This window comes from Bradyrhizobium sp. CSS354 (assembly GCF_029051725.1).
Taxonomy (GTDB): domain Bacteria; phylum Pseudomonadota; class Alphaproteobacteria; order Rhizobiales; family Xanthobacteraceae; genus Bradyrhizobium.
Map to the genome: position 1 here is coordinate 190,694 of NZ_JAACFU010000004.1, position 18,557 is coordinate 209,250.

An 18,557-nucleotide genomic window follows, 5' to 3' on the forward strand; every position below is an offset into this window, starting at 1 on the left:
ATGGGGTTGTTTTTCAGTTTTTTGTTCTGGCGCCTCACCCGAGCCCGGACAGATCATCCAGCACGACCCGCGCCTGGCTAAAATCGTCGTCCCGGAAGAACATGCTTCTGGTGATGAGCACGGGAATGTTCGCCCTTGAGGCTGCGATCAGGCCGTTGGCGGAATCCTCGATCGCGACGCAGTCGGACGCGTTGAGCTTCAGCCGCGCCAGGATTTCGAAATAGACGTCCGGCGCAGGCTTTTTATGCCGCACGTCATCCCCCGCGACGATCGCATCAAAATCCGCGGCCCAGCGCTTTCCGAAGGCTTGCGACAGCAGTGCATCGATATTGCCGTGCGACGTGGTCGTCGCGATCGCGAGCCGCTGGCCGCGCGCCTTGGCAGCAGCAAGCAGATCCGTCACCCCGGGCCGTAAGGGGCAGCAGCCGGTCTCGACCAGTTCGGCATAACGCGCAGTCTTAATGCGATGGAGTTCCGCGATGTCCACGTCCGACAATGGCGCCGCGATCGGCAGCCTTTCGTGGTGGGCGCGGATCCGTTCCTTGCCGCCGGTGACCCGCAGCAGGTCCTTGTAGACGGCCCGGTCCCACTGCCAGTCGAGACCGTGGCGGGCGAAGGCATGGTTGAAAGCCTGCCGATGCAGCTCTTCTGTCTCGGCCAAGGTGCCGTCGACATCGAAGATTAGCGCGGCGGCGCGGCGGACCAGCTCAACCGCGTCAGACAGCATGATGGCGGGCGCTTCTGCCTGCATGATCGATGCGTCCCTCCGATGGAGCGACCATCGCCTGCACAGGCGGGAAGGACAAATCGCAATATCTTTTGCCGGACCCAAAAATCTCTTATGAGCGGAGGAGCGCTGCGGCGCGAACGGGAACTTCGACCTGCAAGGAAGACGTATGCGGCTCTTTATCCTTGGCCTCGGCTACAGTGCCCGGCACTTCGTCCGCCTATTCGGTGGCCGCTTCTCGCATATCGCCGGCACGGTGCGCGATCCCGTGCAGCGGGGCGATCTCGCCGGCATCGAGGTGCACGCCTTCTCCGGCGGCAGTCCGGCACGCGAGACGGTCGAACGTATCAGCGACGCCGACGTCCTTCTCATCTCGATCCCGCCCGGCAGCGCCGGCGATCCTGCCATCGCGACCTTCTCGGACGTGCTGGCAGCGGACCGCCACCGCAGGATCATCTATCTCTCCACCATCGGCGTATACGGTGACCATGCCGGCGGCTGGGTCGACGAGAGCACGCCGCCGAAGGCCGACCTCGACCGCACGCGCATGCGGCTCGCGGCGGAACAGGCATGGACGGACACGACCGGTGGCGATGCCGCGATCCTGCGGCTTGCGGGTATCTATGGCCCCGGCCGTAACGCGCTGGTGACGCTGCGCGCTGGAACGGCCCGGCGCATCATCAAGCCGGGACAGGTGTTCAACCGCATCCACGTCGACGACATCGCGAACGCGATCATAGCCGCGGTTCGTCACCCGAGCGGCGGCATCTGGAACGTCTGCGACGACGAGCCCGCACCACCGCAGGATGTGATTGCGTACGCGGCGAAGCTGATGAATGTTGCACCGCCGCCCGAAGAGGCGTTCGAGACCGCCGAGATGTCGGCGATGGCCCGCAGCTTCTATGCCAGCAGCGCTCGTGTTTCCAACGCGAAAATGAAGCGCGAGCTCGGCGTCACGCTTGCGTATCCGACCTACCGCCACGCCCTGGATACGTTGTGGCACGCGGGAGAGCGACGATAGCGTTCCGGCATTCCCGGCGTCCCAGACATGCCCTGCTCGCGCTTGACTTCGCTCCGGTACGGTCGTGATCTAACCACCGAGCGGGCCACTGCAAAACGAGCCCGCGCTTGGGAGGATCCAATGAAGACGATCGCCATGGTCGCGGCGGCTGCCGTCATCACGCTCGGTGCAGCGCGCGCCGCGCCGCTGCCCGAAGCCAGTCCAGACGACGCCGGCTTCTCGAAACAAGGCCTTGCACGGCTCGACAATTTCTTCGCGCGTGAGATCGCCGCCAAGCGCGTGCCCGGCGTCGTCGTGGCGGTGGCGCGGGACGGCAAGCTCGTGCACTACAAGGCCTATGGCATGCTCGATCCGGACAAGGGCGCGCCGATGCCTGTTGACGCGATCTTCGCATTGGCCTCGATGACCAAGCCGATGGCGGCGGTCGCGGGCCTGACGTTGTTGGAACAGGGCAAGCTACCGCTTCAGGCCAAGCTGTCCGACTACTATCCCGGCTTTTCCGACATGAAAGTCGGCGTTCAGCAGGGCGACGGTTCATTGAAACTCGAACCGCAGGCGTCACCGATCTTCATTCACGACCTGTACCGCCATACGTCCGGATTGATGTATGGCGGCCGCCCGGACTCATCGAGCCCGGTGGCGCGGCAATATCCCGACGGTGTCGCACCGGCGATCGAGGGCGACACCCAGGCCTTCATCGATCGGATGACAAAGCTGCCGCTGGCGCATCAGCCCTCGACGGAGTTCGAATACGGCTTCTCGATCGACGTGCTCGGCGCCGTCGTCGAGAAGGTGAGCGAGCAGAAGCTCGGCGACTATCTCGCCGCCAATGTCTGGCAGCCACTCGGCATGAAGGACGCGACCTTCCATCCGACCGACGCACAGCGCCCTCGCCTCGCCCGCCCGTTCGCGAACGATCCGCTGACCGGAAAGCCGCAAGCCATCAAGCTTTTGGACACGCCGACAAAATTCGACTGTGGCGGCGCCTGCTCGTTCGCCACCGTCGGCGACTACATCCGCTTCGGACAGATGCTGCTCAACGGCGGCGAGCTCGATGGCCAGCGCATCCTCGGTCCCAAGACCGTGCATCACATGACGACCAATCATCTCGGCCCCGAGATCAAGAACAACGTGGCGAACATCGAGCCGCATCGCGCCGGCTTCGGCTTTGGCCTCGCAGTCGCGGTCCGCACCAGCGAAGGATTGTCGTCGGTCCCCGGCAATCCCGGCGAGTTCACCTGGAACGGCGCCTACGGGACGCAGTTCTTCTGCGATCCCAAGGAGCGTCTTGTCGTTGTGGTCGGAACGGCGGCGCCGGGCGAGCTACGCAAATATTATCGCGAACAGGTCCAGGACATCGTCTATGGCGCGATGGTGAAGTGAGGTCGACGCCTTGAAATAGAAAGGGCGGCCACTCGGGCCGCCCTTTTAAAATCAGCGTCAGCTCAACACGCCATACTTCTTGAACCAGGCCTGGGCCTGCTTCCAGGCATCTTCTGCGGCGTCCTTGCGGTAGCTGCCGCGGTAGTCGGCATGGAAGCCGTGCGGCGCTTCCGGATAGATCTTGAACCCGGCCGGCTTCTTGTTTTGCTCGAGCGCGGCTTTCATCTGCTCGACCTGAGTGACGGGAATGCCGGTATCGGCGCCGCCATAGAGGCCGAGCACCGGTGCCTTCATCTCGGGCGCGAGCTGCATCGGGCTCTTCGGCCACAGCGGATTGGCGGGATCGACGACGGTGCCGTAGAATGCAACACCAGCCTTGAGGCCGCCGCTTTGAGCGGCATACTCCCAGACGGTGCGTCCGCCGCGGCAGAAGCCGACGATGCCGAGCTTCGCGGTGTCGCCGCCTTGCGATCCCGCCCACGCCACCGTCGCATCGAGATCGGACAGCAGCTCCGCGTCCGGCTTGGCATTGACGATCGGCAGCAGGTCCTTGATCTCGGAGATCTTGGTCAAATCGACGCCCTTGCGAAAGTAATAGTCCGGCGCGATCGCGAAGGCGCCGAGCTTGGCGAGGCGCCGCGTCACGTCCTTGATGTATTCGTGCAGGCCGAAAATCTCCATCGCCACGATGATCACCGGCGCCTTGGTGTTGCCGGCGGGGCGGGCGAAATATGCAGGCATCTCCTCGGAGCCGACTTTGATCTTGACGTCGCTGATCTGGAGGCCGCCGGTATCAGTGGTGATCGCCTCGGCGCGCACGGGCCCTGCCGCAAGCGTGTAGCCGGCCGCGACCGCCGCGGTCGCGCTCATGAATCCGCGGCGCGAGACCGGGGCGACCTTGGTCAGCCCGACGACGTCGGATGTCATGGTGGTTTCGATACTCATCGGTTCGTCCTTCCTGATGCGCGCCTGATCCTTCAGGCGGCGCATTCGCCAATAATTGCCGGCGAAACGCAAATCACCAGCCTGCGAGCGCACCGCTTTCAGGCCTTGTTTTCAGGTCTTGATCTGATGCTGTTTCACTGGCGAAGCCTTGCGCCATACGCGCCGCGATCACGATGACGGGCGCTGCAAGGCCGATCGATTGATAGGACGGTGTGAGCGCGATGGTCAGGATCGATAGCCCCATGAGTGCGAAGCTCAGCAGCATGGCAGGCCAATCCGGTCGGAATAGATCCCGAGCACGATTCCGCCGATCGGCCGCGTCACGAAGCCGGCGCCGAAGGTCGCCAGCGACGGCATCGGGCTGCCGTACTCGCTTCCCGTCGGGAAGAGGTATGGCCGATCTGGATGGCGAAGATGCTGTAGGTGGTGAAGTCGTAGAATTCGAGCATGTTGCCGACGGTGGCGGCCAATGCTGCGCGCTTGACGCTGAACGGCTTCACTTGCTCGATCACGGACGACACACTGGCATTTCCGGCTCGATCCTATTTCGATTTAACCGCTTGGCCGCATTGCGGCGCAACATCCATTAACCGAAAATAGCGGTTCGCTCGTCCCCATTTGCGCTGCCACGAGTTGCGGCCCATCGGCCTGCTCGCGCAATCCAAAGCGGTTCACGCAACAAATGGGCTCCGCGATGGTCGCAGCGACACATTATGTTGCACGCACATCCCGCGCTAGCGGAATTTGCGCGTACACCGCGTCCATTTGACTGAAATTTTCAGAAGAGTTGAGCCGGGCGATTTACTCGAACTTTCTTCGCGACGCTCTAGTTCCACGGCCGAAGGTTCCGCCTCTCTCAGGGAGCTTCATTATCAGCCGCCCGGATTGCGCTACCAAAGCTCAATTGAATTAAGATTTACCGACCTGGAATTGAAATGAACTTGGCTCGCGAATCGATTGAACTGCTGGAACAGGTCGCCCGTATCCTGTGGTTCGAAGGCGCCAAGCACGGCTTGCGCGATCGCGAGTGGATGGCGCTGCGTTTCCTTTTTCGCGCCAACCGGTTTTCCCGGACGCCGTCGGCGCTCGCGAGTTACATCGGCACCACGCGTGGCACCGCCTCGTTCATCATCGGGGAGCTGGAGCGGCTCGGATATCTCGAGCGAAAGCGCTCGGCCCAGGACAAGCGGTCGGTGATGCTGAGCGTGACACAACAGGGCAGGAAGTTCCTGGTGCGCGACCCCGTCAATGTCCTCGTCGAGTCCATCGCCGTGCTCGAGGACGAGGCGAAAGTCAGCTTCCGCGACGCGCTCCGCCACGTGCTGGATCAGTCGGACGCAGCCGAACAGCGGCACCATACCGACGTCTGCAAGCGATGCATCTTCCTCCGCGAAGATCGCACCACCACGGACAGCAGGACGACGGCCGAGTTCAGCTGCCGCCTGTTTCGGGCGCCGATCGCGGAGGCGGAGGTCGATCTGCTATGTACCAGCTTCGAGCATCACCGCAAATAGAAGGCGGCCCTCGATCAGGGCGTTGCCTTGCGTGACGAATAGATGACGCCCCCGCTGGACTCGACCACCAGACGTCCGTTCTCGTTTCTGATCTCCTCGATGCGGCCAAGGCCGGGCACCTGCTGTCCCAGCACCGCCTCGATGACGCCGTTCGGGCCTTGCAGGATCGCAATCCCTTCGTAGGCCTGGCGGACCGACCAGCCCTTGACCGTCTTGCGCGGCGCCGAAATGCGCTCGGCCGGAGCTACCGATCCCGTGATCTCGGGCGTAGCGGCCGAGGCCATCATTGGCTGTGAAGCCACGGGCGCCGGAGCCTGGGCCTGCGCCTGGGCAAGCTTGTCGAGCTTCACCGTAGAGGACGAGCTCACCCGTTCGATGCGATCCAGATTTTCGCCAAAACGGCCAAAACGGTCATTGGTCGCCTTGCTCGATTGATCGACCGCGGTGCGCAGACCGTCGAGATTATCGGACACGCCCGACACCTGCCTGCGCAGTTGCGCCACCGTCTCGCGCAGATTCCTGATCTCAGTATTGGCGGCGACGTTGCTCTGGGCGGGCTGCGTGGTGAGATAGGCGATCACGCCGGTGCAGGCGCAGACGACCAGGACCGCAGCGACCGCCAATGTCGCGAGCGGCACGACCCATGTCGGACGCGGCGGCGGCGGCTTGGCCACGATCACGGCCGGCTTGATCACGGTGGGCGTAGGCTTGGGGATTGCCATCTTGTCGAGGCGCGCCTTGGCGCGAATACGCTTCAGGCCCTCGAGCGCCTCTTTCGCCAGAGTTTCATCGCTAGCTGCTGCCGACGCAGGCTTGGTATTCGCAGCAGGCTTGGTATTTGCAGTAGGCTTAGTATTTGCAAAAGGCTTGGTATTTGCAAAAGGCTGGGTATTTGCAAAAGGCTTGGCGGTCGGCGCCGCATTGTCCCTGGGATCGCGCGCATCTGTAGCCGGCTTCGCCGTTACGGAAGCATCGGCGGTTGCGTTGGGACGAGCTTGTCCATCGGACAACATGCGAGAATGCTCCGTTCGGTTCGATCTGTCGAACGGTGACGTTATTTGCCGAAGCTTGCCTGAAACGTGCGGATCGAAAACTTTTCATCACGCGCGATGCGACGTCACATGAGTCAAAAGCGTCATGCACGTGGCGAGAGTGCGACTCGAAAGACACACCCTTGCCAAGATTTCGCCAAGCTGGAGTCGCCTCGCCATACATGAGTCGAATTGTCGCACGTGGAAACACGATGACGAGAGTCAATCCGGGGTTGAAAATCCCTCAATATGCATGATGCGCAGCATTACCCAAAATAGCGGTAATCATACGGGGATGCGGAACTTTAGAACCGCCAGGGTGCAAAACTAGTTCGAATTCCAAATCAACTGATGCGATTGAATATACAAAGAAACAACTCGAACCGAATCAACAGCATCAAGCACGTGTAGCAAACGCTTAGTTGCGCACGCTTGATCGGAAATCGGCAATTGTTACGGTCCTACTCAAGTGATTCTCGCCAGTTGGCGAGGAGATCGACACAGTGCAGTAGCGTTCGGATGCAATGAGCAACTTGGCGCAACTGTTCTAGGTCGCTTTCTCAATCCGCTCCGCGAGGTGATCCGCAAGACACCCGCCGAGCCTCACGCAGTAAGCGTTCAGTATCGAGTCGAAGTAGCAGGCCTGCGAGACGCAGGCACTGAATGCGTAGGGCTGCCCGCGAATATCGAAACCATAATAACGGTTCGCGGGAAGGAATATCGTCAAACAGCACAGTTGCCGAGCCGGGCATCACAACAACCAACCGGCCGTAACAAGTGCGAAACAGGGGCGACAAACTGATGTATATTATCGTTGATGATCGCGAGAGCGTCACGAACAGCTATGTCGGAGGGCTCGTTCGCGAAGGTGTATCGTCGATCGGCTTCTCCTCCGGAGAATTCTGGGACTGGCTGCAATCTGCGAGTGAACCGGATTTGGCCGCGGTGGACGCCTTCCTCCTCGGGGATTGCGACACCCGCGGAAGCCTGCCGCGGGCGATGCGCAAGCGCTCCTCGGCGCCGATCATCGCCATGAGCGGCCAGAAGATGCTCAAGAACACGCTGGAGCTGTTCGAATCGGGCGTCGATGACGTCGTCCACGTGCCGATTCACCTCCGGGAGATCCTCGCCCGAACGGCCGCAATTGCGCGCCGCCGGGTCGGGGAACTGCCGAGGCCCTGCGAGACCAGGATCCAGGTCTTCTTCAACGGACGTGACCCCGAGGTCGCCGGCCACGCCCTCACCCTGCCCCGCCGCGAACTGCGCATTCTCGAATATATGGTCAGCAACCACGGCAAGTGGGTCACCAAGACGCAGATATTCAACGCGGTCTACGGCATCTTCGAAGCGACATTCGACGAGAGCGTAATCGAGAGCCACGTCAGCAAGCTGCGCAAGAAACTCCGCGATCGCCTCGGCTTCGATGCGATCGTGGCCCGGCGCTACGTCGGATACCGGCTCGACATCCCGGCCGGCGAAACCATCGACGTGCCGATGCAGGAGCTCGATGAGGTCGGCATCCTGCTGAACAGGACGCATGCCGCTCCGGCGGCGTATCCGGCCGGAAACTGATCGGCAGGGCGCTGCCACGAAACCGACAACGGCCCCTGCGAACTTCCTTCGCAGAGGCCGTTGTAGTTTCAGCGACGTCAATGGCGAACAGAGGCGCGGCAGTACCGACGCTGCGGCACGCGTCCAAACTAGGTTCTAGAGCTTCGCTTCTGATTCGATCAGAACCGATAATGCCCTAGGGCTTCTGCTGGAATTCTTCCTTCGACACGTAATTGAAGTCCTCGACAAGGACGTCCTGGACGACTTCGGCCTGCATTCGCTCGTTGACACGCTGCTTGATGGCCGTCGTGAGGATGGAGAGGTCGTAACGGGCGAGTTTTCTGAAATCGAGGCGATCGTCCGCATAGATCCTGCGGAAGGCTTCATCGACGACGAACGGCTCGGGCGGCACGTTGAGCTGGTGCATGGTCCGCGCCTCCACGGTGTAGACGAAGCGCGCGACGATGTAGCCCTGCACGTTGCCACTCTCGACCATCGGCACGCTCAGCGCCCGCGTCTTCTGGTACTGCAGCCCCTCGAGATATTCGTCCTTTGCAGGCAGCAGGCTGCCATTTTCCTTCCAATAGGCCACGGCATAGCTCGTTCCCGCGGTGAGGATGCATACCCAGAGCCCGGCCAGCACGAGTCTGATCATTTTCCGTCCTGCGCTGCGCGGCCGGTATAGGTGCCGTCCGACTCGGCGTCCTTGATAGCCTTGACAATGATGGTCGCGACCTCGCGCACCGCATCGTAATGCATTTCGAGGATGGAACGGTTACGCTCGAGCTTCTCGCGCAGCCGCTGGATCTCCTCAGTGATCTCGACCTCGCCGCCGAGATGCATTCGTGCCCGCATCAGGCGGACGAATTCCAGCATGCTCCGGCTCTTCCGGGCGCTGAACTCGTCGAAGTCGATCTTCTTGCCCGTCGCGAGCGCGGCCGTCTCCTCTTCGACGATGCTTGCGAGCCGGCGAATCGCAGCCAGCAGGCCGCGCACCTCGTCCGATCTCGCCGCGTCCGCGCCGTCGTTCGCGACCTCGCCGCCGACATTCGACAGCAGCACGGGCAGCAGCGCATCGCCCGACACGGCTGCCGTCGTCATCGCCTCGGTGTCCACGGCCGGCTGTTCCATTACCATGGCCGCCGCGCCTTCTTGTGCCTGCATAGGAAATTCATCCTTCAACTTCTGTCATCCATTGCCGGATCGTCATCCGGCCTTGCCCGTAGCGTCCGGTCCCGCCGGATGCGCGGCAGCGAGCTGCTTGGCAATGCCAATGCCCTTGCCCTTTGCCAGCTGAGCACCAAGTTGCTCCGCCAGCATCGACTTCCAGACACCGCCGGCCGTGCCCTTGCCAAAGACCTCCTCCGACTCCTTCGGCAGCATCGTCTCGACGAAGGTCTGGAGGATGAAGGCTTCGAACTTGCGGTACACCTCGCCGGATGCCGGCGCTTTGATCACCTGCACCGGCGCCCCGTTCACCGCACCCGACTGCGGTTCCGAAATCTTCGTCGCGGATTGATCGGCAGCAGCCGCCTTGGCCTTCGCCTTGCCGACCTCCGTGTCCATCGTGGCGGCGAAATCCGTGTCCGATGATTTCAGCGCATCGAGCTTCGCGGCGGCCGCGCGCTGCGTCACGGGATCGGCTGCGTCGAGGACGTCGAGAACGAGGTCGGGCGTCGCTGTCACGATCATGTCTTGTTCCGGTTGGCTAGCCGTGGCGTCCACTCGCGCACGGTGAGGCTTGTTCCCGTCATCTCCTCGAGCGATCGCTTCTCGGCGTCGCGAAGCTTGTCCGCGAGCGCCGCCTTCGCGACCTGCTCGAACTGCTTCACACGGCGGCTCTCCGCGCGAACCTGGTCGAGCTGCTGCGAGGCCTGCGCCTGAATCGCGCGCGCGCCGAGGCTGGTTCTGGTCAGGCGCCGCGCGATCGATTCGCTCGATGATCCCGCCGGCGGCTTCCCCTCGTTGAGAGTTCCGACCAGCCATTCCTGCTCGTCCTGCAAGCTGCGCTCCTGCTGCCGCAGATGCGCGAGCTGCCATTCTGACAGCCGGAGCTGGAGCTTCACGAGCGAAACCATCCGGCCGAGCTTGTCCGCGCGCGACGTCATGACCGATCACTCCGCCAGCCAGGACGAGACGCCAAGCATGAATTGCGTCAAGAGCTCGTCGCTGGTGAGGTAGAGCAGCAGGAATCCGCCGAACAGCACGAAGGGCACCGAGATGAAATAGACAGGAATCGCCGGCGTCAGTTTGTTGATCAGCCCGACCGCCAGGTTGACGACGACCGAATAGACGATGAAAGGACTGGCGATCCGCAGCGTCAGCACGAATGCCTCCGACAACCGGCCCACGAGCTGGTCGAGCGGCATGCTGCCGCCGAGCCGGTCGCCGGGATGCCAGACGTCGTAGGAGTTCATCAGCCCGCGCAGGACCTGCCAGTGCTGGTCGGTCATGAAGAACAGCGTGGTGACGGCCGTCATGATCAGCGGCACCAGGGCCGGCGCCGGATCGGTGTCGCCCACCGGCGTCCCCGGGATGTTGCTCAGCCCGATCGCACTGGCCATCATGGTGGCCATGGTCTGGAGTGCGAGGAAGAACACGCGACCGCCGAGCCCGATGACGCTGCCGACCACGAGCTCGGAGCAGATCAGCAGCACGAGCGTCAGCGGCGCCGCGTTGTCCGTGAGAGGCTTCAGGACAGCAATCAGGATCGGCGTCAGCGCAAACGTCGTGACGAGCGCGACGAACAATCGGACCTGGGCCGGAACGTTGACGCTGGAATAGCCGGGCACCAGCATCAGGCAGGCACCGATGCGGCAGAACACGATGAACGTCACCAGCACGCTGTCGGTGAGGCCGCTGATCACGATATGGCTCCAAGCGCCCTGATCTCGGTGCTGCGCGCGACTTCGACATGCGACAGGATCGGCAGTGTCGGAAAGACCCGCTCCAGGATCATCCGGACGTAGGGACGCGCTTCCGGGGTCACCGCCAGCACCACGCTGGTGCCGTTCTCGGTGAACTTGCGGATCGCGGCGCTGGCTTCGGTCGCAAACTGCTCGATCAGGCGCGGGTCGGCGTCGAATTCGACGACGTCGCCCTTGGCGTCGCGCTTCAGGCTCTGGTGGAACGCGAGATCCCAACGGTTGCCGAGACGGACGACGTTGAGCACGCCATTGTCGGAGAGATCGCCGCAAATCTGCTGGGCAAGACGTGTACGCACATGTTCTGCCACCTGCTCGGAGCGCCGCACATGGGGCGCGATTTCGGCGATGGCTTCGAGGATCAGATGGAGGTTGCGGATCGACACGCGCTCGGCCAGCAGGATCTTCAGGATCGCCAGCAGCCCCGAATACGATATCTGCGACGGGCAGAGATCCTCGACCAGGCGCTTGTATTCGGGATCGAGCTGGTCGAGCAGGCCGCGCATGTCCTTGTAGGACAGCAGCTGGGCGAGGTTGGCCCTGATCACTTCGCTCAGATGCGTGAGCAGCACCGACAGATTGTCGACCGGCTTGCAGCCCTGACGCTTGACCTCGTCGGTGAACGCGTCCGTCACCCACAACGCCTTCATGCCGAAGGCCGGCTCGATCACCTCTTCGCCTGGCACGTCGGGCTTGCCGTCCTTGTCGACCAGCACCAGCACTTCGCCGAGCCGGAGCTCGCCCTGCGCGACGCGGGTGTCGTGGATCCGGATCTGGTATCCTTTGGGATCGATCGACAAATTGTCGGTGAGCTTGATCTCGGGAACCACGAAGCCGTACTGCTTGGCGAACTTCTTGCGGATCTTCGCCACGCGGTGCGCCAGCTCGTGGCGCGAGCCCAGCAGGTGGACCGAGAGGTGGCCGCCGAGCGCCAGCTCGATCTCCGCCGTCTTGAGCGATTCCTTGACGGATTCCTTGGCATCGACCTGGGCGCGTTCGTCGGCCTTGCGCGCATCTTCCTTCTGCTTCAGGGCTGCCTGCCGCCTCGGCAGCGAGTATCCGACGAAAGCCATGACGCCGCCGAGCAGCAGGAAGGGCGCCGTCGGCAGCCCCGGCATCAAGGCGAGCACGAACATCATCAGCGCGGCGGCCGACACCGCGCGCGGATAGCCGCCGAGCTGCCGCAACACCGCCTGCTCGGCCGAACCCCTGGTGCCGCCCTTCGAGACGAGCAGGCCCGCCGACAGCGACACGATCAGCGCCGGCATCTGCGTTACCAGACCGTCGCCCACGGAGAGCTTGGTGTAGACGTCGGCGGCCCGTGCCAGCGTCAACCCGTGATGCGTCACGCCGATGATGATACCGCCGAAAATGTTGATCGCGGTGATGATCAAACCGGCGACGGCGTCGCCGCGGACGAATTTCGAGGCACCGTCCATGGCGCCGAAAAACGCGCTCTCCTCTTCCAGCTCGCGGCGCCGGCGCTGGGCTTCCTTGTCGTCGATCAGGCCCGCGGACAGATCCGCGTCGATCGCCATCTGCTTGCCGGGGATGGCATCCAGAGTGAAACGGGCGCCGACTTCGGCGATACGCGTTGCGCCCTTGGTGATCACGACGAAGTTCACCGTGACCAGAATGGCGAAGATGATCAGGCCGATGACGAAATCACCACCCATGACGAACTTCGAGAAACCGGCAACGACATGGCCCGCAGCGTTTTCCCCCTCCCCACCGCGCGACAGGATGAGACGGGTCGTTGCGACGTTGAGCGCAAGCCGCAGGATTGTCGCGATCAGGAGCACGGTCGGGAATGCCGAGAAATCGAGCGGCCGCTGGATCCACAGCGCGACCATCAGGATCAGCGCCGACAGCGCGATCGAGAATGCGAGACCGAGATCGATCAGGATTGGCGGTATCGGCAGGAACAGGATCGTGAGCATGGCCACGATGCCGCCTGCGAAAAAGGCATCGGCGCCCAATCGTCGCGGGGTCGGCAGGCTAGCAGCTAACGTATCGGCCATGGGTCACCGGCAGAGGATCCGGCCCGTAATCTGCCGTGCAAAGCTTACGCGGGGGTGGTGGCAGGGTGGCAGAGTGACCAGGACAGTCCGGATCAGAAGCCGCGCTCGATGTGCGAATAGACCATCTCGGTGAAGGTGGAGAGATGGGCTCCGATGAAGGAGCCGGAGACGGCGACGACCACGAGAATGACGATGATCTTCGGAACGAAGGTCAGCGTCACCTCCTGGATCTGGGTCAACGCCTGGATCAGCGCGATGATAGTGCCGACCAGCATCGCGGCACCGACGGCAGGCCCGGAGGCAACGATGATGGTCCAGATCGCCGCCTGGACGATGTCGAGAGCATCCCGTTCGTTCATGACTGGCTGATCGTGAGACCGGGACCGATCGCGACTTTCGTACCGTTCTCGAGTGTCGCGACGGAGCCGTCGCTGTTGATGGAAACCGAAGCGACCTTGCCGCTGAAGCTCGCGCCGGTCGAGTCCGTGAAGCTCACGGTCTTTCCGATCAACCCATTGGCCTGCGACAGCGACTGCGAAGACAGCAGAGCGTCGAGCTTGTTATTGGTCTGCATTGCCTGCTCGACCGACGAAAGCTGCGCAAACTGGCTCATGTATTGGGAGGTATCCATCGGATTGGTCGGATCCTGATTCTTCATCTCCGCAATGAGGAGCCGAAGAAACGTGTTGTAGTCGACGCCGGTGCTCGACGTCGACGTCGTCGAACTGGACGACTTGCTGGTGCTATCGGTCGCGCTGGTGACGTTCATGTATCTCTCCGCTGTCAGGCAGCCTCGAATGGGGAATCGATCTTGGCGCCGGCCAGGATGGCCTGCTCCACCGGAAACAGTGCCCGGATCCGCTTGAGCGCCTCGAAGTAACGGCTGGCCCCGACCAGGTCGTCGACCGCGCCAAGCCCGACCAGCATCTCCTGGCTCTCGCACACGGCGAGCAGGGCCGCGTGATGCTGCCCGTAAAGAGCTGCAGCGTCCCGGACGTCGGTCGGATTCATCAGCATGAGCTGGACGATGAAATAGAGCTGCCGCAGCGCCGTGGTGGCGTCGGAGGCCTGCATGATCTGCCCTTCGAGCAGGAACATCACGTCGTTGACGAGCTCGACGGAGACCTTGCGGTCCACGCGCAGCACCGCGCCGTTGATGTAGACCCGTTCGCCCGCGCGCAAGGATATTTTCATCAAAGAGCGTCTCGGATCAGGCGGTTGATTTCGATGAGCTGCATCACGTCATTCGACCTTTCTTCGCGAAGGCGGTCGGCTTCCTTGACGACCCACAGGCCGATCGAGATGATGTCCGCGCGCAGCTTTTCCGGAAGCCCGTTTTCCGGATGCGCGAGATCCTCGATGAAGATCGTCCACAGCCGCCGCACATAGAGTAGGCTCTCGACCAGATCCTCGAGGCTGAAGCGGTCCTTCTGGATCCGCTCGAGCCGGTCGATGCCGAGGCTGAGCGCCTGCCGCTCGCGGCCCCGCGCCTCATAGCCGCTCTCGTCGACGACCGCTTCATAGGCTTCAAACGTCATCAGGACAACTCTGCGCAGGAGACCGAACAACAAGACAAGGGTTACGAACCTTACGAAGGAGCTGGACTCAGAGATAGTTGATGAGGCTGATCTTCTGGAGCTGCGAGGTGAGCGCAAGCGCCGTCTGGATCTGCGTCTGCAAGGTGTTGACCCGGACCGATGCTTCCGTCGGATCGACCTTCTCTATACCGACGATCTGATTGTTCAGAATATCCTGCTGCGTCTTGAGCTTGTCGGTTGCGGAGGTGATCCGTTGCTGGACCGTACCGATGTTGCCGCCGAGGGTCGCAAGGTCACTGATGGCGTTTCCGACAAGGCCGATGGCCTTGTCCACGACGACCTGGAACGTCGCTTGATCCAGGCTGGCGTTTCCGAGATCCGCCATCATGGTGTAGGCCTCGGCGAGCTTGCGGAAGCCTGGCTGATTGGCGCTGACGGAGGTATCAGCGATCTCGGTCGTGGAGATACGGCTTTGCATGACCTGGTCGGTCGCCGACGACCAATTGGTGTTCCAGGCCGGGCTCGCGAACTCCGCATCGAAGGTGGTGTCCAGGAAGGTCTGCATCTGAGCCGGGGTGATGCTGCTCACGCTGGGCGATGATTGCGAGAAGCCGAAGGTCGCAAGGAAGTCGGCGTCGACCTGGTTCTTGCTCGCGGAGCCCGCGGTGTAGGCCGTGATCGGCGTGTTCTGCGTGTTGATGCCCGAGAACAGAGACGAGCCGTTATAGGATACGTTCAGCGCGCCAATCAAATCCTGGAGGTTGGAGGACGCAGGCGGCAGGATGATCCGCCCGCCGCCGTCGGTACTGCGAGCCGCGATAAGGTCCTTGAGGAAGTCCGTTGCGGTCGAACCAAGCTGGGTGATCCGGCTCTGCGTTATGTCCAGGCGTCCCGAGACCAGCCCGTTGGTATCGACGAGTTGATCGGCGAAGCTCAGGTCCGCCCGCAGGCTGACGTCGCTTCCCGTCGTGGCGCCAAGCTCGAGGCCGACATCGGCGAAGCGGCCGGTGGTGGCTTCCTTCGAGGCCTTGGCCAGCGCGGCCTGATTGTTCGTGATCGAGGACCTCAACGACGAAGACAGCATCAAGGTCGAGATGTAGTTCGCGCTCATCATCACTTAATTTCCCACGGCGGCCAGCAGGCTCTGCAGCATTTCGTCGACGGTCGAGATGATCTTCGACGAAGCCGAATAGGTGCGTTCGACCTGAAGCATCAACGACATCTCGTCGTCCATGTTGACGCCGCTGACGTTCGACAGCGCCGCGGTGCTGCGGTCGAGCAGCGTTTTCTGGTAGGTGACGTTGGAGTCGGCGGTCTTGCGCTGGTTTTCGATCCAGCTCGTCGAGGACGACGCGAAATCGATCAAGCTGCCGTTCGGCTTTCCTTGCGCGGTTGCATCGAACGGCTGCGACGCATCCATGCCGCCGATGAGCTGCTGCAGCCGGGCCGAGTACCCGCCGTTGCCGGCAGTATTGTATTGGTATGCGACGTTGCCGCTGATCGCACCGTCGCGCAGCAGGTTAGGATTGCCACCCTGGGCCGGATCGACCGATGCAGCAACCGAAATCGTGCCAGCGAGTCCCACCGAGACGGTGGCGCTCGCCGGCATCGCCGGCGAACCGGGATAAGTGAAGAGACCGGGAACGTCGGGCAGCGCCGCGCCGGACTGATCACTCTCCTTGAAGGTATCGATCAGGCCGCGCGCGATTTCGTCGAGCTGACTCTGATAGGTGACTGTGTCCTGGTCACGCAGCTGAGCGAGGCCTGCGAGCTTGCCTGATTTCAGCGGCATCACAGAATTGGCGCCGGTCACCGGCACGCCGTCGACATAGACCGCATTGCCGGTGGTACCGGCCGTATAAGCGTTGGTCGGCGCGAAACTCACCGTGCGCGCCAACTTGTCGAACAGGACGGCGCCGCTGTCGGTATAGAGCGCCGCGTCTCCGTTGGGACGGGTCGACATTGTGACGCCGAGCTCCTGCGACAGCTGCGAGACGATGCTGTCGCGCTGGTCGAGGTAGTCGGTGATGTCGTCGCCGGAGATCGTCCCCTTCACGATTGCGGTGTTCACGGTCTGGAATTGGGAGAGCAACCGATTGATGTTTTGAACCGACGTATTCATGTCGGCATCCGCGCCCTCCCGGACAGACTGCACGGTCTGGGTTGCCTGGTTGAGCGTGGTCGCCATGTCCTTGGCCGACGCCACCGCCGCCTGCGCCAGCGTGGTGTTGTCCGGGGCGTTGGCATATTGCTGGAGCGCCTTCTTCAGCGCATTGAGTTGCGCCGTCGGCGACTGGTCGAGCTCCGGATCGTCCACCGTGGCAGCTGCGATCTTCTGGAGACCGTCAAGGATCGCGCTCTGCTTGGCCGACGACGAGGTCGCGGTCAGCACGTTGGTGTAGAGACCCGAGCTGGCGGCGCGCTGGATCGCCGCCACGTAGACACCGGTTCCCGGGAGGTTGTCCAGCACGGCAATCTTGCGCGAATAGCCGGTGGAGCTGGCACCGGCGATGTTGCGCGAGATGACCGACGACTGGATGCCCGACGCCATCAGCGAGGAGCGGGCGGATTCGAGAGCGGCGGTAAGGTTCATGATCTGCTCTTGCCGGGAACGAGCGCTGAAGAAATCAGCGCTTCAGGTTGACGACCACGTCCAGCAGATCGGCGCCGGTCTGGAATGATTTCGAGTTCGCGGTGAAACCTCGCTGCGCCTCGATCATCGAGGTCAACTCGTCCGCGAGGTCGACGTTGGAATCTTCGAGCGCACCCGACTGGATCGTACCGAGCCCGCCCTGGCCGGCGAGGCCGACCTGCACGTTTCCGGAATCCAGGTTCGGCGAGTAGACGTTGCCGACTTCGGGCGTCAAATGGTCGGGGCTCGGAACGGTCGCGAGCGCGATCTGAAAGCTCGGCAGCTCGGTGCCATTCTTCAGGACAGCCGTGACCACGCCCTTGTCGTCAATGTTCACCTTCTCGACCGCCGATGGAGCGTTGCCATCGACCGTCGCCTTGAAGTCGAAGCTGGAGGCGACCTGGGTCATGGCCGACAGGTCCATGTTGAAGGACGAGCCGCCGGGGATGGTCACGGTCAGCGATGTCGGGCTTGCGGCGGCGAGCTTGCCCTTGCCCACTGCGGTGACGTCGAAGGTGAAGGTGTTGAGACCACCCGCGAGCGCGGTACCTGTCGAGGAATCGTAGAGCTGGATCTGCCAGGTATTCGCGGCGGTCTTCGCGGCATAGACGTCGACGGTCACGGCGTTGCCGATGTTGTCGTAGGTGACGACCGAAGTCTTCGAGGTATAGGCACCGGGACCGGGCGGGCCCGCGATGATCGCAGCGCTCGGATCCAGATTGGCGGCGACACTTGCCTTGGTCGATGGCGCGGCCTGCAGCGCCAATTGGTTGACGTTGATGACCTGGAGACCACCGAAGCCATTGGCGGCGACGGTGGGCGTGGCGCCGTTCGCGATGTTGTAGCCCATCAGCTGGAAGCCGGCGGAGTTGACGAGATTGCCCGTGCTGTCGGGCACGAACGCGCCGGCGCGCGTCAGGAAATTGTTGCCGTTCGGATCCTGCACGACGAAGAAGCCGTTGCCCTGGACCGCGAGGTCCGTCGCCGAGGTCGTGAACTGGTAATTGCCCGCATCGCTGATGGCGTAGCGGACCGTGGTCTCGACCGCGCCGGAATCGTAATTGCCCGAACCGCTCTTCAGGATCAGCGAGGAGAACTCGGTCGAAGCCCGCTTGTAGCCGGTGGTGTTGACGTTCGCGATGTTGTCCGAAACTGTCGACAGCTTGTTGGACTGCGCGTTCATCCCGGAAACGCCGGTGCGCATAACACCATACAGGCTCATGAATTGGGCTCCTTTGGTAGGTTGCAGTTACAATGGAGGCTGTTGCTT

The 18,557-nt window shown here is 62.5% G+C and carries 20 protein-coding genes and 1 pseudogene; 4 read left to right on the top strand and 17 right to left on the bottom strand.

Features of this window, described 5'->3' with window-relative positions; all coding sequences use genetic code 11:
* Nucleotides 1-34 precede the first annotated feature (34 nt).
* The gene (locus tag GWG67_RS10875) at nt 35-751 is read right to left on the bottom strand and encodes an HAD family hydrolase (protein WP_275169350.1); all 717 of its coding nucleotides are present in this window, start codon (nt 749-751) and stop codon (nt 35-37) included.
* Between the two features lie 145 nt (nt 752-896).
* Here GWG67_RS10875 and GWG67_RS10880 point away from each other — a divergent pair, with 145 nt between their 5' ends.
* Both GWG67_RS10880 and GWG67_RS10885 read left to right on the top strand, forming a co-directional pair.
* The gene (locus GWG67_RS10880; protein WP_275169351.1) at nt 897-1,748 is read left to right on the top strand and encodes an SDR family oxidoreductase; all 852 of its coding nucleotides are present in this window, start codon (nt 897-899) and stop codon (nt 1,746-1,748) included.
* A 120-nt stretch (nt 1,749-1,868) separates the two neighbouring features.
* Nucleotides 1,869-3,131, top strand: a complete 1,263-nt coding sequence (locus GWG67_RS10885; protein WP_275169352.1) for a serine hydrolase — start codon at nt 1,869-1,871, stop codon at nt 3,129-3,131.
* A 57-nt stretch (nt 3,132-3,188) separates the two neighbouring features.
* On the opposite strand, the gene GWG67_RS10890 is transcribed toward GWG67_RS10885, so the two are convergent.
* Nucleotides 3,189-4,076 carry a dienelactone hydrolase family protein gene (locus tag GWG67_RS10890; protein ID WP_275169353.1) on the bottom strand — a complete coding sequence of 296 codons (888 nt, stop codon included), beginning with the start codon at nt 4,074-4,076 and terminating at the stop codon, nt 3,189-3,191.
* Nucleotides 4,077-4,215: 139 nt separating this feature from the next.
* Nucleotides 4,216-4,588 (bottom strand): annotated as a pseudogene (locus GWG67_RS10895) (MFS transporter); the annotation flags it as partial.
* A gap of 423 nt (nt 4,589-5,011) precedes the next feature.
* Between GWG67_RS10895 and GWG67_RS10900 the strand changes: the two are divergent.
* Nucleotides 5,012-5,590: a MarR family winged helix-turn-helix transcriptional regulator gene (locus GWG67_RS10900; protein ID WP_275169354.1), complete on the top strand. Its 579-nt coding sequence runs from the start codon at nt 5,012-5,014 to the stop codon at nt 5,588-5,590.
* A gap of 14 nt (nt 5,591-5,604) precedes the next feature.
* On the opposite strand, the gene GWG67_RS10905 is transcribed toward GWG67_RS10900, so the two are convergent.
* On the bottom strand, nt 5,605-6,603 hold the full coding sequence (locus GWG67_RS10905) for a hypothetical protein (RefSeq protein WP_275169355.1): 999 nt from the start codon (nt 6,601-6,603) through the stop codon (nt 5,605-5,607).
* An 819-nt stretch (nt 6,604-7,422) separates the two neighbouring features.
* Between GWG67_RS10905 and GWG67_RS10910 the strand changes: the two genes are divergently transcribed.
* Nucleotides 7,423-8,193, top strand: coding sequence for a response regulator transcription factor (locus tag GWG67_RS10910; protein WP_275169356.1), 771 nt, complete (start codon nt 7,423-7,425; stop codon nt 8,191-8,193).
* A 175-nt stretch (nt 8,194-8,368) separates the two neighbouring features.
* On the opposite strand, the gene GWG67_RS10915 is transcribed toward GWG67_RS10910, so the two are convergent.
* The 13 genes from GWG67_RS10915 to GWG67_RS10975 form a co-directional block, all read right to left on the bottom strand.
* On the bottom strand, nt 8,369-8,827 hold the full coding sequence (locus tag GWG67_RS10915) for a hypothetical protein (protein ID WP_007613914.1): 459 nt from the start codon (nt 8,825-8,827) through the stop codon (nt 8,369-8,371).
* Nucleotides 8,824-9,336 carry a flagellar biosynthesis protein FlgN gene (locus tag GWG67_RS10920; protein ID WP_275169357.1) on the bottom strand — a complete coding sequence of 171 codons (513 nt, stop codon included), beginning with the start codon at nt 9,334-9,336 and terminating at the stop codon, nt 8,824-8,826. The genes GWG67_RS10915 and GWG67_RS10920 overlap by 4 nt, the downstream gene beginning before the upstream one ends.
* A 42-nt stretch (nt 9,337-9,378) precedes the next feature.
* Nucleotides 9,379-9,864, bottom strand: coding sequence for a rod-binding protein (locus tag GWG67_RS10925; RefSeq protein ID WP_275169358.1), 486 nt, complete (start codon nt 9,862-9,864; stop codon nt 9,379-9,381).
* Nucleotides 9,861-10,280: a hypothetical protein gene (locus GWG67_RS10930; protein ID WP_275169359.1), complete on the bottom strand. Its 420-nt coding sequence runs from the start codon at nt 10,278-10,280 to the stop codon at nt 9,861-9,863. The genes GWG67_RS10925 and GWG67_RS10930 overlap by 4 nt, the downstream gene beginning before the upstream one ends.
* A gap of 6 nt (nt 10,281-10,286) precedes the next feature.
* Nucleotides 10,287-11,039: a flagellar biosynthesis protein FliR gene (fliR, locus tag GWG67_RS10935; protein ID WP_275169360.1), complete on the bottom strand. Its 753-nt coding sequence runs from the start codon at nt 11,037-11,039 to the stop codon at nt 10,287-10,289.
* Entirely contained in the window at nt 11,036-13,117 is a 2,082-nt protein-coding gene (gene flhA / locus GWG67_RS10940; RefSeq protein WP_275169361.1) for a flagellar biosynthesis protein FlhA, read from the bottom strand. Before flhA ends, fliR begins: the two co-directional genes overlap by 4 nt.
* A 92-nt stretch (nt 13,118-13,209) precedes the next feature.
* Entirely contained in the window at nt 13,210-13,476 is a 267-nt protein-coding gene (gene fliQ, locus GWG67_RS10945) for a flagellar biosynthesis protein FliQ (protein ID WP_018453982.1), read from the bottom strand.
* On the bottom strand, nt 13,473-13,886 hold the full coding sequence (gene flgD / locus GWG67_RS10950; RefSeq protein ID WP_275169362.1) for a flagellar hook assembly protein FlgD: 414 nt from the start codon (nt 13,884-13,886) through the stop codon (nt 13,473-13,475). Before flgD ends, fliQ begins: the two co-directional genes overlap by 4 nt.
* A 14-nt stretch (nt 13,887-13,900) precedes the next feature.
* A complete protein-coding gene (gene flbT / locus GWG67_RS10955) occupies nt 13,901-14,311 on the bottom strand; it encodes a flagellar biosynthesis repressor FlbT (RefSeq protein WP_275169363.1) in 411 nt (136 codons plus the stop codon).
* Nucleotides 14,311-14,655: a flagellar biosynthesis regulator FlaF gene (gene flaF, locus GWG67_RS10960; RefSeq protein ID WP_275169364.1), complete on the bottom strand. Its 345-nt coding sequence runs from the start codon at nt 14,653-14,655 to the stop codon at nt 14,311-14,313. The genes flbT and flaF overlap by 1 nt, the downstream gene beginning before the upstream one ends.
* A gap of 67 nt (nt 14,656-14,722) precedes the next feature.
* Nucleotides 14,723-15,769, bottom strand: coding sequence for a flagellar hook-associated family protein (locus tag GWG67_RS10965; RefSeq protein ID WP_275169365.1), 1,047 nt, complete (start codon nt 15,767-15,769; stop codon nt 14,723-14,725).
* A gap of 3 nt (nt 15,770-15,772) precedes the next feature.
* Nucleotides 15,773-17,248: a flagellar hook-associated protein FlgK gene (flgK, locus tag GWG67_RS10970; protein WP_275169366.1), complete on the bottom strand. Its 1,476-nt coding sequence runs from the start codon at nt 17,246-17,248 to the stop codon at nt 15,773-15,775.
* Nucleotides 17,249-17,282: 34 nt separating this feature from the next.
* Nucleotides 17,283-18,509 (bottom strand): flagellar hook protein FlgE, encoded by a 1,227-nt coding sequence (locus tag GWG67_RS10975; protein WP_275169367.1) that lies wholly within the window; start codon nt 18,507-18,509, stop codon nt 17,283-17,285.
* Between the last annotated feature and the right edge of the window lie 48 nt (nt 18,510-18,557).

What these genes read in the sequence shown, in the direction of transcription:
- GWG67_RS10920 (WP_275169357.1), bottom strand. Translation starts at nt 9,336, where the DNA reads ATGCAGGCACAAGAAGGCGCGGCGGCCATGGTAATGGAACAGCCGGCC.
- GWG67_RS10885 (WP_275169352.1), top strand. Translation starts at nt 1,869, where the DNA reads ATGAAGACGATCGCCATGGTCGCGGCGGCTGCCGTCATCACGCTCGGT.
- GWG67_RS10915 (WP_007613914.1), bottom strand. Translation starts at nt 8,827, where the DNA reads ATGATCAGACTCGTGCTGGCCGGGCTCTGGGTATGCATCCTCACCGCG.
- GWG67_RS10965 (WP_275169365.1), bottom strand. Translation starts at nt 15,769, where the DNA reads ATGATGAGCGCGAACTACATCTCGACCTTGATGCTGTCTTCGTCGTTG.
- flaF (WP_275169364.1), bottom strand. Translation starts at nt 14,655, where the DNA reads ATGACGTTTGAAGCCTATGAAGCGGTCGTCGACGAGAGCGGCTATGAG.
- flgK (WP_275169366.1), bottom strand. Translation starts at nt 17,248, where the DNA reads ATGAACCTTACCGCCGCTCTCGAATCCGCCCGCTCCTCGCTGATGGCG.
- GWG67_RS10875 (WP_275169350.1), bottom strand. Translation starts at nt 751, where the DNA reads ATGCAGGCAGAAGCGCCCGCCATCATGCTGTCTGACGCGGTTGAGCTG.
- flgD (WP_275169362.1), bottom strand. Translation starts at nt 13,886, where the DNA reads ATGAACGTCACCAGCGCGACCGATAGCACCAGCAAGTCGTCCAGTTCG.
- GWG67_RS10890 (WP_275169353.1), bottom strand. Translation starts at nt 4,076, where the DNA reads ATGAGTATCGAAACCACCATGACATCCGACGTCGTCGGGCTGACCAAG.
- flbT (WP_275169363.1), bottom strand. Translation starts at nt 14,311, where the DNA reads ATGAAAATATCCTTGCGCGCGGGCGAACGGGTCTACATCAACGGCGCG.
- GWG67_RS10905 (WP_275169355.1), bottom strand. Translation starts at nt 6,603, where the DNA reads ATGTTGTCCGATGGACAAGCTCGTCCCAACGCAACCGCCGATGCTTCC.
- fliQ (WP_018453982.1), bottom strand. Translation starts at nt 13,476, where the DNA reads ATGAACGAACGGGATGCTCTCGACATCGTCCAGGCGGCGATCTGGACC.
- GWG67_RS10880 (WP_275169351.1), top strand. Translation starts at nt 897, where the DNA reads ATGCGGCTCTTTATCCTTGGCCTCGGCTACAGTGCCCGGCACTTCGTC.
- GWG67_RS10900 (WP_275169354.1), top strand. Translation starts at nt 5,012, where the DNA reads ATGAACTTGGCTCGCGAATCGATTGAACTGCTGGAACAGGTCGCCCGT.
- GWG67_RS10975 (WP_275169367.1), bottom strand. Translation starts at nt 18,509, where the DNA reads ATGAGCCTGTATGGTGTTATGCGCACCGGCGTTTCCGGGATGAACGCG.
- flhA (WP_275169361.1), bottom strand. Translation starts at nt 13,117, where the DNA reads ATGGCCGATACGTTAGCTGCTAGCCTGCCGACCCCGCGACGATTGGGC.
- GWG67_RS10930 (WP_275169359.1), bottom strand. Translation starts at nt 10,280, where the DNA reads ATGACGTCGCGCGCGGACAAGCTCGGCCGGATGGTTTCGCTCGTGAAG.
- GWG67_RS10910 (WP_275169356.1), top strand. Translation starts at nt 7,423, where the DNA reads ATGTATATTATCGTTGATGATCGCGAGAGCGTCACGAACAGCTATGTC.
- GWG67_RS10925 (WP_275169358.1), bottom strand. Translation starts at nt 9,864, where the DNA reads ATGATCGTGACAGCGACGCCCGACCTCGTTCTCGACGTCCTCGACGCA.